The 16,255-nt window shown below is 62.7% G+C and carries 14 protein-coding genes; 11 read left to right on the top strand and 3 right to left on the bottom strand.

Annotated features, from left to right (window positions below):
* Positions 1–13: 13 nt before the first annotated feature.
* Positions 14–1,264 carry a glycoside hydrolase family 5 protein gene (locus tag NKH97_RS17560; protein ID WP_352798176.1) on the bottom strand — a complete coding sequence of 417 codons (1,251 nt, stop codon included), beginning with the start codon at positions 1,262–1,264 and terminating at the stop codon, positions 14–16.
* Positions 1,265–1,321: 57 nt separating this feature from the next.
* On the opposite strand from NKH97_RS17560, the gene ybgC reads away from it, so the two are divergent.
* From ybgC to ftsH, 9 genes are all read left to right on the top strand, one after another.
* A complete protein-coding gene (gene ybgC, locus NKH97_RS17555) occupies positions 1,322–1,792 on the top strand; it encodes a tol-pal system-associated acyl-CoA thioesterase (RefSeq protein ID WP_023811853.1) in 471 nt (156 codons plus the stop codon).
* A 397-nt stretch (positions 1,793–2,189) separates the two neighbouring features.
* A complete protein-coding gene (tolQ, locus tag NKH97_RS17550) occupies positions 2,190–2,900 on the top strand; it encodes a protein TolQ (protein ID WP_023811854.1) in 711 nt (236 codons plus the stop codon).
* A 10-nt stretch (positions 2,901–2,910) separates the two neighbouring features.
* Positions 2,911–3,363: a protein TolR gene (gene tolR / locus NKH97_RS17545; RefSeq protein WP_023811855.1), complete on the top strand. Its 453-nt coding sequence runs from the start codon at positions 2,911–2,913 to the stop codon at positions 3,361–3,363.
* Positions 3,364–3,370: 7 nt separating this feature from the next.
* Positions 3,371–4,528, top strand: coding sequence for a cell envelope integrity protein TolA (tolA, locus tag NKH97_RS17540; RefSeq protein WP_352798171.1), 1,158 nt, complete (start codon positions 3,371–3,373; stop codon positions 4,526–4,528).
* 70 nt (positions 4,529–4,598) lie between these two features.
* Positions 4,599–5,882, top strand: coding sequence for a Tol-Pal system beta propeller repeat protein TolB (tolB, locus tag NKH97_RS17535; RefSeq protein ID WP_502895836.1), 1,284 nt, complete (start codon positions 4,599–4,601; stop codon positions 5,880–5,882).
* Positions 5,883–6,132: 250 nt separating this feature from the next.
* Positions 6,133–6,639, top strand: coding sequence for a peptidoglycan-associated lipoprotein Pal (gene pal, locus NKH97_RS17530; RefSeq protein WP_013529149.1), 507 nt, complete (start codon positions 6,133–6,135; stop codon positions 6,637–6,639).
* A 225-nt stretch (positions 6,640–6,864) separates the two neighbouring features.
* Positions 6,865–7,974, top strand: a complete 1,110-nt coding sequence (ybgF, locus tag NKH97_RS17525; protein ID WP_352798166.1) for a tol-pal system protein YbgF — start codon at positions 6,865–6,867, stop codon at positions 7,972–7,974.
* Positions 7,975–8,031: 57 nt separating this feature from the next.
* The gene (gene tilS, locus NKH97_RS17520) at positions 8,032–9,426 is read left to right on the top strand and encodes a tRNA lysidine(34) synthetase TilS (RefSeq protein ID WP_352798163.1); all 1,395 of its coding nucleotides are present in this window, start codon (positions 8,032–8,034) and stop codon (positions 9,424–9,426) included.
* Positions 9,427–9,551: 125 nt separating this feature from the next.
* On the top strand, positions 9,552–11,480 hold the full coding sequence (gene ftsH / locus NKH97_RS17515; protein ID WP_023811859.1) for an ATP-dependent zinc metalloprotease FtsH: 1,929 nt from the start codon (positions 9,552–9,554) through the stop codon (positions 11,478–11,480).
* A 247-nt stretch (positions 11,481–11,727) separates the two neighbouring features.
* Here ftsH and NKH97_RS17510 read toward each other — a convergent pair whose 3' ends face one another.
* Both NKH97_RS17510 and NKH97_RS17505 read right to left on the bottom strand, forming a co-directional pair.
* Positions 11,728–12,180, bottom strand: coding sequence for a hypothetical protein (locus NKH97_RS17510; protein WP_352798159.1), 453 nt, complete (start codon positions 12,178–12,180; stop codon positions 11,728–11,730).
* Positions 12,181–12,421: 241 nt separating this feature from the next.
* Positions 12,422–13,267: a hypothetical protein gene (locus tag NKH97_RS17505; RefSeq protein WP_352798156.1), complete on the bottom strand. Its 846-nt coding sequence runs from the start codon at positions 13,265–13,267 to the stop codon at positions 12,422–12,424.
* Between the two features lie 367 nt (positions 13,268–13,634).
* Here NKH97_RS17505 and glmM point away from each other — a divergent pair, with 367 nt between their 5' ends.
* Together glmM and NKH97_RS17495 are read left to right on the top strand one after the other, a co-directional pair.
* Positions 13,635–14,987, top strand: coding sequence for a phosphoglucosamine mutase (glmM, locus tag NKH97_RS17500; RefSeq protein WP_023811863.1), 1,353 nt, complete (start codon positions 13,635–13,637; stop codon positions 14,985–14,987).
* 270 nt (positions 14,988–15,257) lie between these two features.
* Entirely contained in the window at positions 15,258–16,094 is an 837-nt protein-coding gene (locus NKH97_RS17495; protein WP_023811864.1) for an outer membrane protein, read from the top strand.
* The last annotated feature ends 161 nt before the right edge of the window (positions 16,095–16,255 follow it).

Here is a 16,255-nt window from a genome sequence, read left to right as displayed (position 1 = left end):
CGCCCGTGAGCGATCAACGCAGCCCGCGGACCACGTCCATTACATCCGGCTCGGCCTTGTCGCCGTTGAAGGCGTCGACGATGCCGAAGGCGCCGCCATAGCTCCACACCGACCATGAGAAGCCATGTGCTTCGGCACGCCCGATCATGTCCCTGACATAGACGGCCCGGTACTCGGCGGGCATCACATAGGAATTGCCATATTCCTGGCGGATCATGCCGAACTCGCCCAGCGTGATGTCTTCCGGCTTGACGCGGTTGGCCTTCGCCCATGCCTCGACCTTTTTGAACGGCGCATCCATCAAGCCGAGCAGTTTGTCGGGGCTGTCCATGCTGGCGACCTGTTCGTCGAGATAGGCAAGCAGGCCGCTCTGCCGCGTCCATGGCGCCTCGGCCTTGATCCTGGCGCGGATGGTGTCGAGCGTCACGTCGAGCTGTGCCTTGGGCACCGCGCTCAGCGGATAGGGCAGGCCAGTCACATAGGGGATGAAGTCGCCGGCCCAGGTTGCGCCCTGATGGGTGAGCAGGAACGGATCGTAGGAATGGAAGGTCCAGATGACGTTGTCGTCCGGTATTGTTTTCGGGTCGATCTTTTCCAGCGAGTTCGCAGCGGAATAGCAGGCACCAGTCAGGATCAAGGTTAGCTTGGTGGCCGAGGATCGCGCTGCCGCGAACAGTTTGCGCTGGCGGTCCGGCCACAGGCTGGTGCCGTCGCTGTCGCAGTCGACGATCGGTTCGTTCATCGGCTCGAGAGCCACTTGTCTGGGATCTTCGCCGGCCAGCGTGCGGGCCATCTTGCGCACCATCTCGAGATAGGCGTCGAAGGTCCGCGGGTCTTCCATCACTTGCGCCATGCCGATCTTGCGGCTGCCGCCGGCCGGGATCAGGTGCATGTCGACGACGACTTTCAGTCCGGCGCGGTTGATCATGCGCACGGAGTCCAGCACGCTGGCATAGAGGTCGTCACGCAAGGCCACGGTCTGGTCGGACAGGAAAGGCGAAGGGTCGACCGGCATGCGCAGGAAATCGAGGCCGGCATCCTTCAGTGCCTTGAGATCGTTCTCCCCAAGGAATTTGCGCCACTCCGGATAGGGCAGGATGGCCTTGGCGTCGCCCCATTGGTCTTCGCCGGGCCATGTGACCCATTGGTCGAGATTGAGGCCGCGCTTCATCGAAAAGCTCGCCGCCTGGCTGGGCCACGCCAAGGCCGCGAGCACAAGCAGCGCCGCCATCAAGGTCTTGATCATCGCCGTCAACAGTGCCATCCGATGCTGTGCCACGCGGGAAACAGGTGCCTCGTCGGGGCTGAAAAAGGAAGCGCAATGGGCGATCATGGTGAATCGGCGACGCTGCTGGCTGGGCTTTCCGGTGCGCTGACGGCGTTCGGCCACCGGCTGATGGCGCGGGTCTATTATGCCGACACGGATTTCTCCGGCGTCGTCTACCATGCGCGCTATCTCGAATTCTTCGAACGCGGCCGCTCCGACTATCTCCGGCTGACCGGCGTGCACCACACCGAGCTTGCCGACGGCAAGCATGGCGAAAGAATAGTCTGGGTGGTGCGCCGCATGGAGATCGACTTTCGCGGCCCCGCCCGTATCGACGACATCCTGACGGTCGACACCCGCACCGAGGAGATTTCCGGCGCGCGCATCTTCATGGCGCAGCAGCTCAAGCGCGGCGACGAGGTGCTGGTCGAGGCCAAGGTCGAGGCGGCGATCATCGGCGAGAATGGCCGCCCAAGGCGTTTTCCCAAGGAATGGGTGGCGGCGTTCATGCCGAGGGTGCGCTGATATTCAGGTGATGCCGGCCTGCAAACAGCAGCTTCCTGCGCTTCCGGTGCTCGCGTACGAAAAGTACGCTCCGCTCCGGTTCTCGGAATCTACCGTTTTCGGCTCGGCCTGACCTGAATCTCAGCACACCCTAGGCGCAGCCATTGAATTGATGGCCTTGCCGCGGGGCGTGGCAATGCGCCGCGCCTTATATACTAACCCATCCTTAACCATAACGGTTCATGAAGAGATTGGTGAAGATTGGCGTTATCGAACGCCTTCCTTTCACCAATATTTGCCCCGAAAAGGCCGATAACGGCACAGTTTGGGGGTTGTTCCGGTAGCTTCATGCGAACCGACCACAAGGATGCCAGGGGCCAGCCGCCAGCTTCGCCCGGAAAATCTTAAGGACGTAACGATGGAAAATATCGCACTCGCCGACCCGGGCGCGCAATTGTCGGTTTGGTCGCTGTTCGTTTCGGCCAGTTGGGTGGTCAAGCTGGTCATGATCGGCCTGCTCTGCGCCTCGGTCTGGACCTGGGCGATCATCGTCGACAAGCTGGTTTCCTATGCCCGCATGCGGCTGGCGCTCAACCGGTTCGAACAGGTGTTCTGGTCGGGGCAGTCGCTGGAGGAGCTCTACCGCACGCTCGCCGACCGCAAGACCACCGGCATGGGCGCCATTTTCGTCGCCGCCATGCGCGAGTGGAAGAAGAGTTTCGAGAAGGGCGCCAAAACGCCGCTCGGCCTGCAGACCCGCATCGACAAGGCGATGGACCTGGCGCTGACCCGCGAGATGGAAAAGCTGGAAGGGCGCCTCGGTTTCCTCGCCACCACCGGCTCGGCGGCACCCTTCATCGGCCTGTTCGGCACCGTCATCGGCATCATGACCTCGTTCCAGGCGATCGCCGGCTCCAAGAACACCAGTCTCGCGGTGGTTGCGCCCGGCATTGCCGAAGCGTTGCTGGCGACGGCCATCGGCCTGCTCGCCGCCATTCCGGCCGTCATCGCCTACAACAAGCTGTCGTCCGACGCGAGCAAGATAGCCGTGCGCATGGAAGGGTTCTCCGACGAGTTCTCCGCCATACTCTCGCGCCAAATCGATGAAAAAGTGGCCCCCAAGGCCTGAGGAGTAGCAGATGGGTATGTCCATGGGCATGGGAGGACGCGGCGGACGCGGCCACAGGCGGCGCGGCCGTCACCATGCACTGATGTCCGAGATCAACGTCACGCCGATGGTCGACGTGATGCTGGTGCTGCTGATCATCTTCATGGTCGCCGCACCAATGCTGACGGTCGGCGTGCCGATCGACCTGCCGGATACGCAGGCCAAGGCGATGAATGCCGACACGCAGCCGATCACCGTCTCGATCAACGCCGCCGGCCAGATCTATCTCCAGGAAACCGAGATCCCGATCGAGGAGCTGGTAGCCAAGCTGCAGGCGATCTCGAAGACCGGCTATGAGGAGCGCATCTTCATCCGCGGCGACAAGTCCACCGACTATGGCACGGCGATGAAGGTGATGGCCCGCATTTCGGCCGCTGGCTACAAGAACATCGGGCTGGTTTCACTGCAGGAACAGGACCAATAGACGCGCGATGAAGACCGGCCTCACCACATCGGTGATCTTGCATACGGCGGCGCTGACCTTCGGCCTGTTCACGCTGACGGCGCCGGCCGCGCTTCCGTCGTCCGACGTCGAGTCGGTCGCGGTCGATATCGTGCCGATGGAAGCCATCGCGCAGACGTTGCAGGGCGACAAGAAGGCCGTGATGCATGAAAAGCCGGCACCCGTGCCGACGCAGCGCCCGGACATCGTTCCGGATGCGCAGAAGGTGGGCGAGAACAGCGTCGACACGGACAAGCCGATAACGCCGGAAGCCAAGCCCAAGCCCGTCGACATGACCTCGGCTCCGCCGCCCGCGCCGACCCCGATCGAAAAGCCGAAGCCCGAGGACGTGCCGAAGCCGCAGGAGAAGCCCAAGCCCACCCCGGCAACGGAAGTGGCGCCGGCGCCGACGCCCAAGGAAGAGGTCAAGCCCGAGCCGGTCAAGCAGCCCGACCCCAAGCCGACACCGGCCAAGCCGGCGCCAACCCCGCCGCCGCAGGACAAGACCGCTGCCATCGATCCAACGCCCGAGGTCAAACCCGACGCCGTCGCTGAAGCCATAGCGCAGGAGCCGCCCGCCGAGGCGACGCAGCTGCCCGACTCGGCGCCCGCGCCGGAAGCGCGGCCGAAGCCGCAGCCTGCGCAGGCCGAAAGCGCCAAGGCGCCGGAGCGGAAGAACGCCGACAAGCCGGTTAAGGAAGCCTCGTCGAAGCCGAAGTCCGATGACAAGCAGTTCAACGCCGACGAGATCTCCGCGCTCCTCGACAAGCAGAAACCATCCGGCGGCGGCGCCAAGCGCTCGACCCAGCAGGCGTCGCTTGGCGGCGACAAGGATCAGGGCCAGAAGCTTTCCAGGTCCGAAATGGGCGCCCTGGAAAGCCAGCTTGGTGGCTGCTGGACTCTTCCCGCGGGCCTTGAAGGTTCCGAGAACTTCGTCGTCGTGGTGCGGTTCAACCTGGATGCCTCCGGCAAGCTGGACGGACGCCCGGCGGTCGAAACGTCGAGCGGAAACCGCCAGTTCGACGAAAGTGCCGTTCGTGCGGTGCAAAAATGCGATGTCACCGGCCTGCAAGTTCCCGCCGGCAAGCAGGACATCTGGGCCGACGTCCGCGTCACCTTCGATCCAAGGGAGATGCTGGGCCTCTAAGGCGGCCCGCGTATCCGAAAATCAGTACGAGAAGCGAGAAGACATGAAATCAATCCTCAAGCCGCTCCTGATGGTCGCAGCAATGGCGATGGGCATGACCGCGGCAGGCACGTTGCCGGCGCTGGCGCTCGTCGAGCTCAACGTCAACAAGGGCAATGTCGAGCCGCTGCCGATCGCCATCACGGATTTCCAGGGCGGCGACGCGCTTGGGGCGCAGATTTCGCAGATCGTCACCGCCGATTTGAAGCGTTCGGGTCTGTTCGCTCCGATCGACAAAAGCGCCTTTATCGAGAAGATCACCAACCCCGATGCAGCACCGCGCTTCGACGACTGGAAGGTGATCAACGCGCAGGCGCTGGTCACCGGCAGCGTCAGCAAGGAAGCCGACGGCCGCATCCGCGCCCAGTACCGGTTGTGGGATACTTTTGCGGGCCAGCAGATGGCCGGCGAGCAGTTCTTCGCCAACGACGCCAATCAGCGCCGTGTCGCCCACATCATCGCCGACGCCATCTATGAGCGGCTGACCGGCGAAAAAGGCTATTTCGACACCCGCGTCGTCTTCATCGACGAATCCGGCGCCAAGAACGCGCGCAAGAAGCGCCTTGCCATCATGGACCAGGACGGCGCCAATGTGCGCTATCTCTCGGACGGCAGGTCGATCGTGCTGACGCCGCGTTTCTCGCCGAACCGGCAGGAAATCACCTACATGTCCTATGAAAGCGGTCAGCCGCGGGTCTACCTGCTGCAGATCGAAACGGGGCAGCGCGAACTGGTCGGCAATTTCCCCGGCATGACCTTTGCGCCGCGCTTTTCGCCCGACGGCCAGAAGGTGATCATGAGCCTGCTGCGCGACGACGGCAATTCCAACATCTTCGCTATGGATCTGCGCAGCCGCTCGACAACGAGGCTGACCAACTCGACCGCCATCGACACCTCGCCGTCCTATTCGCCCGATGGTAGCAAGGTGGTGTTCACCTCCGACCGTGGCGGCCGTGCGCAGATCTACGCGATGGGCGCCGACGGCTCGGGCCAGACCCGCATCTCCTTTGGCGACGGCGTCTATTCGACACCGGTCTGGTCGCCGCGCGGCGACCTGATTGCCTTCACCAAGCAGACCGGCGGCGAATTCCAGATCGGCGTCATGAAGACCGACGGCTCGGGAGAGCGCATCCTGTCCTCCGGCTTCCAGCAGGAGGGACCGACCTGGGCGCCGAACGGCCGCGTGCTGATGTTCTTCCGCGATTTCGCCGGTGGCCCCAAACTGGTTTCGGTCGATCTGACCGGACGCAACGAGCAATCGATCCCAACGGCGAATTTCGCTTCGGACCCGGCCTGGTCGCCGCTGCTCGAATAGGTTCGGCTGAATTGCCACACATGCTGAAAAGGGGCCGTTTCGGCCCCTTTTCCATGCCTTGGCCGCCTTTTGGCCGTATTTACGCCTAGGGTCCGCGTGAACTGTGGCTTCAGGCCGAAACGGCTGCGGACGGGCAGCTTAAACCAAAATTTAACCGTGTTTCTTGAATGCCGGTTAACCCAAACGTGGTTACTGGGTGATCAACGAAATCACTCAAAGTAGATCACTCGAAATACGAAGGAGAGGCGGCATGGGCCGTATCGCAGCACTTACCAGAAACCCGGTCATGATCGCGCTGGTGGCGATGCTCGCCATCGCAGGTTGCGCCTCGAAGAAGACGCCGAACAACGCGGCCGATCTTGGCCTCAACGGCGCCGGCGCGGCGACGCCCGGCTCGGCGCAGGACTTCACCGTCAACATCGGCGACCGTATCTTCTTCGACACCGACTCGACCTCGATCCGTGCCGACGCGCAGACGACGCTCTCGCGCCAGGCGCAGTGGCTGAACCAGTACAAGCAGTATGCCATCGTCGTCGAAGGTCATGCCGACGAACGCGGAACGCGCGAATACAATCTGGCGCTCGGCGCCCGCCGCGCCGCCGCCACCCGCGACTTCCTCGTTGCCAAGGGCGTTTCGGCCAGCCGTCTCAAGACCATTTCCTACGGCAAGGAACGTCCGGTCGCGGTGTGCGACGACATCTCCTGCTGGTCGCAGAATCGCCGCGCGGTCACCACGCTCAGCGGTGCTGGCTCCTGAGGCATCACGCAGCCGACCGGCGCGTCAAAGAACGCGCGGCCGTCTAGCGGTAAAAATGCAACATACCTGTGCGAAAGGCGGCCCTGGGGCCGCCTTTTTCATATCCGGATGCTCGAAACAAAATTTGGCCGAAGTCTCGGCTCCTGCTATGAGCCGAGGGCGCTTGGCTGGTCCCATTCTGATTGGAAGGCGCGAACAAGCTAACGAAATCACTGCGAGAGGCACATGCATTTGAGATCGGTTCTGAGCGGCACGCTTGCGCTGCTGCTCCTATCAGGCGTCACCGCCTTGGCTAGCGGCACCGGGGCGAGCGGCACAGGGCAATCAACCGACAGCGGCTTTACCTTCCATCTTCCCAGTATCGAATTGCCGGGCTTTTTTGGTCAAAAGAAGAAACCGGACCAGGTTCAGCTGGTGCAGTCCGATCCTGCCGCTGTCACCAGCCTGGAAGAGCAGCTGCGGCAGATGAACGGCAAGATCGAGGAACTCAATTTCCAGGTCCTGCAGATGCAGGAGCAGATTCGCAAGCAGCAGGAAGATAATGAATTCCGCTTCCAGCAGCTGGAAGGTGGCGGCACGCAAGGCGGGCAGCCGCCGGCGCAGAAGAAATCGGACGCCACCACCGGCACCGACAACGACGTGGCGGCGGCCCCGGCAATCCGGGCGCCGGCTGGAGCCGGCGCCGCGCCCGCCAACGATCAATCGGCAGGCGGCAAGACGGTCGAGGACGTCATCGTCGAATCTCCCGACGGCGACCCCGGCAAGGTTATTCCCGGTACGGGAGCGCCGGAAAAGAATTTCGGCACCATCACCGTCGACAAGAATGGCAATGTCATCGATGCTGGCGGCAACACACAATCGACCGCGCTGGCGCAGGACACCGCGCCAGTCGCCGGGGCGGCGCCCAAGGCCGGCAAGTCCGACACGGTAGTCGCGGCGTTGCCCGCCACCAACAACCCGGAGGAGCTTTACCGCAACTCATACCAGTTCATCCTCTCGGGCGACTACGGCACCGCCGAGCAGGGTTTTCGCGACCACATCGCCCGCTTCCCCAGGGATGCGAAGGCGGCGGACGCGCATTACTGGTTGGGCGAGTCATTGCTCGGCCAGCAGAAATACCGCGACGCGGCCGAGACGTTCCTTGCCGCCAGCAAGGACTACCCCAAGGCCAAGAAAGCTCCCGACATGTTGCTGAAGCTCGGCGTGTCGCTGGTCGGCCTCAAGCAGCACGACGTTGCCTGCGCCACTTTCAGCGAGGTCGGCAAGCGCTACCCCGATATTTCCAGCGCGCTCAAGGAACGCGTCAAGCAGGAGAAGGCTCTGGCTGCCTGCTGATCCTTGTCCTACATGTCGTTGTCCTGAAACCGGGATCACTTTTGGGCGACATGCATTATGCTCGACACCGAGCCGGACCTTTCGTCTAACCCTTTTTCGCATATCGATTTTACCAGCGGCGCTGTTGCGGCCGTGTCCGGCGGCAGCGACTCGACCGCCCTGCTCCTTCTTCTCAGACACCATCTCGACCGTACGGCGCCGGCAACCAAGCTGCTGGCGGTGACGATCGACCACGGTTTGCGGTCCGGTTCGGCTGCGGAAGCGCAAGCAGTGGCGAAGCTGTGCGCCAGACTCGGAATTTCACACCGCATCCTGACATGGTCGGGCCCCAAGCCATCGACCGGCCTGCCCGCCGCCGCTCGCGAGGCGCGCTACCGGCTGCTGTCCGAAGCGGCACAAGCCGAAGGCGTCGGCATGATCCTCACCGGCCATACCGCCGATGACCAGGCGGAGACGGTGCTGATGCGGCAAGCGCGCGCAGAAGGATTGGCGCGGGACGAGGGCCAAGGCCATGCCGAAATGGCAGGCCGGGGACTTGCCGGCATGGCGCCGGCCACCTTGTATGACTGGCGCGAGTGGATCGTTCGGCCACTTCTCGGGTTGCGGCGCGCGGCGCTGCGAGATGTCCTGCGGCGTGAGAATGTCGGCTGGGCCGACGACCCGACCAATGCCGACGAGGCTTTCGAGCGGCCGCGCATGCGGGCAGCCCTTGCCGACGGCAACGGTGCGCAGCGCATCGGCGATGCACTGGCGTTGGCCGCGCATGAGGGCCGCGCGCGCAGTCAACTCGGCCTCGCCGCCGCAAGTTTGATCGGCGATTTCGCGACCCGGCTGTCCTGCGGGCTCATTCGTCTTGATCCGCTTTTGCTGAACACAGGTGACGAGCGAGCGGCCGTCTATGCGTTGCGTATCCTGCTGGCCATGACCGGCGGAATTGCCTTCCTGCCGGATCAGGCCCGCAGCGAGGCTCTGTTCGGTCGGCTGAGGGCTGGATTTCTTTGCGCCACATTGTCGCGGACGGTTGTCGATTCCCGGCGCTCCGGCATCTTCCTGCGCCGCGAGGCGCGCGGCCTGCCCGCCGCCGCAACCGCCACCGGCAGCACCCTGTGGGATGGCCGCCGGCGCATCACATTGAGCGACAGCAGCAGCGCATTGTTGATTGCCCCGTTCGGCGCAGCAGCGGCGAAGCGGCTGGCGAAGGGCGATGGAAAAACCCCGCCGAGCCTGATGCGCGCCGCGCTCGCCGCCGAGCCGGCGTTGTGGCAGGCCGGTGAATGCCTCGATTTGTCGGGGGATAGCCGGGCGCCAATGGCGGTTGAAGTGCGGCCGGTCGTTGCGCCCTTTGCCCACTTCCTGCCGTCCTTCGACCTGGCGCCGGCGCGGGCCGTGGCCGGGCTGATTGGCGCGGCCCCGGTGCCGCCCTTGCCTTTCAGCGGCCACAGTGCCGGCTGATGGTTGCGCGAAAGCTTAACCCAGACGTGCTGTTCTGCTTGGCAAGGGGGGACGCTCTCCCTATGTTAGGCGCAAGTTTCCTCTCATGATGCGTGTCCGCCCTGCGGACGCCAACGGGACAATTGATGAATCCGAACTATCGCAACCTCGCGCTCTGGGCGATCATAGCGGTCCTGCTCATAGCCCTGTTCAATCTGTTCCAGACGCCGCAGACGCGAGGGGCCTCCAGCGATGTGCCTTATTCGCAGTTCCTGCAGGATGTCGCGGCGGGCCGGGTCAAGACGGTGACCATCGCGGGCGCCCGTATCAGCGGCACCTACACCGACAATGCCAGCGGCTTCCAGACCTATTCGCCCGGCGATCCTTCGCTGGTCTCGCGGCTGCAGGACAAGAACGTCACCATCAATGCGCGGCCTGAAACAGACGGTTCCAATTCGCTGTTCGGCTATCTGATCTCGTGGCTGCCGATGATCCTCATCCTCGGCGTCTGGATATTCTTCATGCGCCAGATGCAGTCCGGCTCCGGTCGCGCCATGGGCTTCGGCAAGTCGAAGGCCAAGCTGCTCACCGAAGCGCATGGCCGCGTCACCTTCCAGGACGTTGCCGGCGTCGACGAAGCCAAGGAAGATCTGGAAGAGATCGTCGAGTTCCTGCGCGATCCGCAGAAATTCCAGCGGCTCGGCGGCAAGATTCCGCGCGGCGTGCTGCTCGTCGGCCCTCCGGGAACCGGCAAGACGCTGCTTGCGCGCTCGGTTGCCGGCGAAGCCAATGTGCCGTTCTTCACCATTTCCGGTTCCGACTTCGTCGAGATGTTCGTCGGCGTCGGTGCAAGCCGCGTCCGCGACATGTTCGACCAGGCCAAGAAGAACGCGCCCTGCATCATCTTCATCGACGAAATCGACGCTGTCGGCCGTCATCGCGGCGCCGGCCTCGGCGGCGGCAATGACGAACGCGAGCAGACGCTGAACCAGCTGCTGGTCGAGATGGACGGTTTCGAATCCAACGAAAGCATCATCCTGATCGCTGCCACCAACCGGCCCGACGTGCTCGATCCGGCACTGCTGAGGCCAGGCCGCTTCGACCGCCAGGTCGTGGTGCCGAACCCTGACATCGTCGGCCGCGAGAAGATCCTCAAGGTGCATGTGCGCAACGTGCCGCTGGCGCCCAATGTCGATCTCAAGGTGATCGCGCGCGGTACGCCGGGCTTTTCCGGCGCCGACCTGATGAACCTTGTCAACGAATCCGCGCTGATGGCGGCACGGCGCAACAAGCGCCTCGTCACCATGGCCGAATTCGAGGACGCCAAGGACAAGATCATGATGGGCGCCGAGCGCCGCTCGTCGGCCATGACGCAGGCCGAGAAGGAGCTGACCGCCTACCACGAGGCAGGCCACGCCATTCTCGCGCTGAACGTGCCATCGGCCGATCCGCTGCACAAGGCCACGATCATCCCACGCGGTCGCGCGCTCGGCATGGTCATGCAGTTGCCCGAAGGCGACCGTTATTCGATGAGCTACAAATACATGATCTCGCGGCTCGCCATCATGATGGGCGGCCGTGTCGCCGAGGAGTTCAAGTTCGGCAAGGAAAACATCACCTCGGGTGCCTCTTCGGATATCGAGCAGGCGACCAAACTGGCGCGCGCCATGGTCACGCGCTGGGGCTTTTCCGACAAGCTCGGCCATGTCGCCTATGGCGACAACCAGGAAGAAGTGTTCCTCGGCCATTCGGTGGCACGCACGCAGAACGTCTCGGAAGAGACAGCGCAGATCATCGATGCCGAAGTACGCCGCCTGATCGACGAGGCCTACTCATCGGCGAAGTCCATCCTGACCAAGAAGAAGAAGGAATGGATCGCGCTGGCGCAGGGCCTGCTGGAATACGAGACGCTGTCCGGCGAGGAGATCAAGCAGTTGATCGCCGGCCACAAGCCGGCGCGCGACCTTGGCGACGACACGCCGCCGAGCCGTGGCTCTGCCGTGCCGAAGTCCGGCGGCCGGCGCAAGAAGGGGCCGGAGCCCGAAGGCGGCATGGAACCGCAGCCATCGAGCTGAGCTTGACCACTGATTTCATCGAACGCCGCGGCTTGCTCCGCGGCGTTTTTTGTTTTTGGCGTTGGGGAGGAGTTGTCCGCGACCTCGCATCTGCGACGATGACGATTGGCGAAAGCCTAGGTGATAGCCAATCTCCCCCCTTGCGGGGGAGATTGGCAACGTCGCCGCTGGCGTGCCCTCGAAGGCAACAAGAAGGCCCGCGAACCCTGCGGTTCGCAGGCCTTCTCTTCTTCAGATGTCTTGTCGCTCAGCTCTTCAGCTTGGCATTGCACAGGCTGTAATAACCGCCGCCCTTCTGGATCCAGCGAAGGCCGTTCAACGTGCCCGCGTCCTTGTTGCCATGGTAGCCCTGGAGACAGGTCTTCATGCGCGCCTTCGCGGGCTTTTCGGTCTTGAACTCGGCGGCCAGCGTGGTCGGGAATGTCACGCCCGCGGGCGCTACAGTGAAGGCGACCGCCGCGCTGGTTTCCTTTTTCGTCTGCGGCTCGGTTTTGACCGTATCCTCGCTGACACTGTCCGCTGCTGATGTCGCGCACTTCTCCTTGCGAAAAGCTGTCCAGTCCATGCCGTTCAGAGTGCCGCCTTCCTTGGCTGTTCGATAGGTCTCGCCGCATTCCTTCATCGTCAGTGCGCTTGCGGGGGCGACGCTCCAAGCGACAAATGCGGTCGCAGCCAATACCGCCAATTTCAAACTGTGCATAAGACCCTCCTGGTTGATAATAAGTTTGACCTCTTTTTGTATACGGTTTGTTCTTTATATGTTCAACAGAATCTTTTCGGACTACCGATGAGCTTGGCGGTGGGCAGTGTAGGCGAATTGATGATGCCAGCAGCCCGGCGACATGCAGATGCGAGCAAGGCAGTGTGCGTCTTCGCGCAACAAAAAAGGCCCGCGCATCTTGCGATGCGCGGGCCTTTGTTTGGAGACTATGGCTAAGCGATCATCTCTTCAGCTTGGCGTTGCACAGGCTGTAGAAGCCGCCGCCCTTCTGGATCCACTTCAGGCCGCCAAGCGCATTGGCGTCCTTCAAGGCATAATACTGGTCGAGGCAAGTGTGCATGCGGCCTTTACCGGGGGTCTCGCTGGAATATTTAGCCGAGATCGCGGACGGGAAAGTGACGCCCTTGGGTGCGGCCGTGGTCGGCTTTGCCGGCTCCTTGGTGTAGCTCGCCTCGTCGGCGGCCGGCACGGTGTCGTCATCCGAGGCACCGGTACCGCATTCGGCCTTGCGGAAGTCGTTCCACTTCATGCCTTTCAGCGTGTTGGCCGTCTTGGCAGCCTGATACTTGGTGCTGCATTCGGCCATGCTCAGGCCCTTGCCGTCGGCGGGAGCCGCGGCTGCCTTGGTGGCTGCCGGCTTGGCGGCGGCAGCGGCGGATGCACCGGCGGCGCATTCGGACTTGCGGAAGTCGTTCCACTTCATGCCGTTCAGCGTGCCGGCGGCCTTCGCCGCCTGGTATTTGGTGCTGCATTCCTTCGCCGTCAGGCCCTTGGCCGTGCTGTCGTCCGTCGCGGCGGCAGCCTTGGCCGGCTTCGTCTCGGCAGCCTTCGTGGTGTCAGTTGCTTTCTTGGTATCGGCCGGCTTGGCGTCGGTCGTCGCGGCGGCGTCGGTGCCGCACTGAGCCTTGCGGAACTGGTTCCAGGTCGCGCCGGCGAGTGTCCCCGCATCCTTGGCGGCGTTGTACTTCGTGCTGCACTCGGCCATCGTCAGTGCGTTGGCTGGCGCGGTCAGGAACAAGGTCGCGACGGCGAGGCCGGTCAAAGTGGCAAGTCGGTGGATGAGCATAGCGTTTCTCCGTTGCAGCAGCCCATGATACGTCCCTGCAAATCAATACCGCTCAACGGGCGGTTGCGCCAGATGCTAAGTGGCGTATATATCGCCGAAGACCGGTTTCTCCCGATAAGGTGATGAAATCGTTGTTTGTTGCCTGGTCCAAAGCAAGATTTTGCTGGTGCATCCGCGCTGAAAGGCTCGCATGACTTGTATATTGCAACATGGCAGTCTGGGCATGTCAGGTTGCGGCCACATGTGTGCAGTGCACAACAATGGTTTTCTAAGGATTGGTAACGTATAATCACACAATGTGATCATAGCGCCCTGGCCAATTGTGGCATGACGTGCCGGGGAAGAAACGTCGAGGAAGCTGACTAGCATGGCAGGGAATTATTTCGGCACGGACGGCATTCGCGGACGCGCCAACAAGTTTCCGATGACGGCTGAAATCGCGATGCGGGTCGGCATGGCCGCCGGCCTTTCCTTCCAGCGCGGCAGCCATCGACATCGTGTCGTGCTCGGCAAGGACACCAGGCTTTCCGGCTATATGATCGAGAATGCCATGGTCGCCGGTCTTTGTGCCGCCGGCATGGACGTGTTCCTGCTCGGCCCGATCCCGACTCCGGCTGTCGCCATGCTGGTGCGTTCGCTGCGCGCCGATATCGGCGTCATGATCTCGGCCTCGCACAACCCCTATTACGACAACGGCATCAAGCTGTTCGGACCCGACGGCTACAAGCTCTCCGACGAAATCGAGGAGCGCATCGAGAGCATGCTCGACAAGGATATCGAACTGGCGCTCGCCGATTCCGACGGGCTTGGCCGCGCCAAGCGCGTCGATGGCGTGCATGACCGCTACATCGAATTCGCCAAGCGCACCTTGCCGCGCTCGATGTCGCTCGCGGGCTTGAGGATCGTCGTCGATTGCGCCAATGGCGCGGCCTACAAGGTGGCGCCCGAGGCGCTGTGGGAACTGGGCGCCGAAGTCGTCGCCATCAATGTCGAGCCCAACGGCTTCAACATCAACAAGGAATGCGGCTCGACCCATCCGGCCGGCCTGCAAAAGAAGGTGCACGAAGTGCGCGCCGACATCGGCATCGCGCTCGACGGCGACGCCGATCGCGTCGTCATCGTCGATGAAAACGGCGCGATCGTCGATGGCGACCAGATCATGGCGCTGATCGCCGAATCCTGGCACCAGAGCGGGCGGCTTGCGGGCGGCGGCGTCGTTTCGACGGTGATGTCCAATCTCGGCCTCGAGCGCTTCCTCGGCGGCATGAAGCTGCAATTGCACCGCACCAAGGTTGGCGACCGTTATGTCGTCGAGCATATGCGCGCGCATGGCTTGAATGTCGGCGGCGAACAGTCGGGCCATATCGTGCTGTCGGATTTCTCGACCACCGGCGACGGCCTGGTTTCGGCGCTGCAGGTGCTGGCCTGCATCAAGCGGCAGGGCCGGCCGGTCAGCGAACTGTCGAAGAAATTCGAACCCGTGCCGCAGCTTCTGAAGAACGTCCATATTTCCGGCGGCAAGCCGCTCGAGGAGGCGCCGGTCAAGGCCGCCATCGAAGACGCCCGTAACCGCCTCGGCAAGACCGGACGGCTGGTTATCCGGCCATCAGGGACAGAACCGCTGATCCGCGTGATGGCCGAAGGCGACGACCCGCAACTGGTCGAGTCCGTCGTCAACGGCATCGTTGAAGTCATCTCGGAAACGCGCAGCGCCGCCTGACCCCAGCGCGTCCAGCAGGACGTGGATCGGACAACCAGGCGCGCCGCGCTCCCTTAACCGGTCCAAGGCCCGCCCCTCGGCGGGCTTTTTCTTGTCAGCCGCCACTTTTTTCGGTGCCCGTAAATCTCGCGCCAATCCCTAGAGTTTCGAGATTCGTGGTTAAGCAACAGGGTTAAACGCCTTTTAACCTTTGCAATTCATTATCCACGACTGAAAGCCAATCGCATTTCGGACGGATTCGCCGTTCCGAGCTTCTCAGGGGTGACAAGCATGTTCAAGACAGCAAGAAAGGTCCTGCTCGCCTTCCTGTTCGCAGGCCTGGCAGGACCGCTGTTCGCAGCCGACCTGCCGGAACCGATGGTCGAAGAGGCTCCGCCTCAGGCTGTCTACGAGCAGCCGGTCGAGGTCGGCGGCTGGTACATCCGCGGCGACATCGACTATCACAAGTCGACCGTGCGCGGCATCGACTATATGACCTACACCGTCGATCCCTGTAACTGTACGGTTACGCCCGGCACCAGAAGCTTCGATTTCGGCAAACTCAAGGGCGGTTTCTCGCTCGGCGCCGGCGTCGGCTACAAGATCAACGATCACTTCCGGACCGATTTGACCGCCGACTACTGGTTCAAGTCGAACTTCAACGGGGGCACCTCGGACATCAACGGTACTTCGACCGAAGTATCGAAGATGAGCGCCCTGTTGCTGCTGGCGAATGCCTATGTCGATCTCGGCACCTACCATGGCATCACGCCTTACGTTGGCGCCGGCATCGGCGGCGCCCGCGTCAAGTGGGATGATGTCTACGACCCGAACACCACCGAGTTCAATCCCGGCAGATCAAGCTGGCGTTTCGCCTACGGTCTGATGGCCGGCGCTTCGTACTGCCTGACCGACAAGATCATTCTCGATGCCGGCTACCGCTTCTCCCATATTCAGGGCGGCCGCATGTTCGACTGGAACATCACCAGCTCCGGTCCCGGCTTCGACCGTGGCATCAACACGCACGAAGTGCGCGGTGGCCTGCGCTACCAGTTCGGTGGCAGCAATGGTTGCGCCGCGCCGGTCGTGGCCTACCAGCCCGAACCCGAGCCGATCTACACCAAGTAACGCCATCTACATCACTTGAATTCTTCGAAAACCGTCCGGCCTCAAGCCGGGCGGTTTTTCGTTTGGGCCGCCTGGAATCGACAGGGGAAATGAATTCGCTAACGCTCTGTTAGCCTTAACCGGCACTTAACCACTATGGTTAACAATGCTCCTTGAAACGA

The organism is Mesorhizobium sp. M0870, assembly GCF_040319775.1.
Classification (GTDB): Bacteria; Pseudomonadota; Alphaproteobacteria; order Rhizobiales; family Rhizobiaceae; genus Mesorhizobium.
Note: the sequence above shows the minus strand (reverse complement) of the source record. Positions and strands in the feature narration are given on the sequence as shown.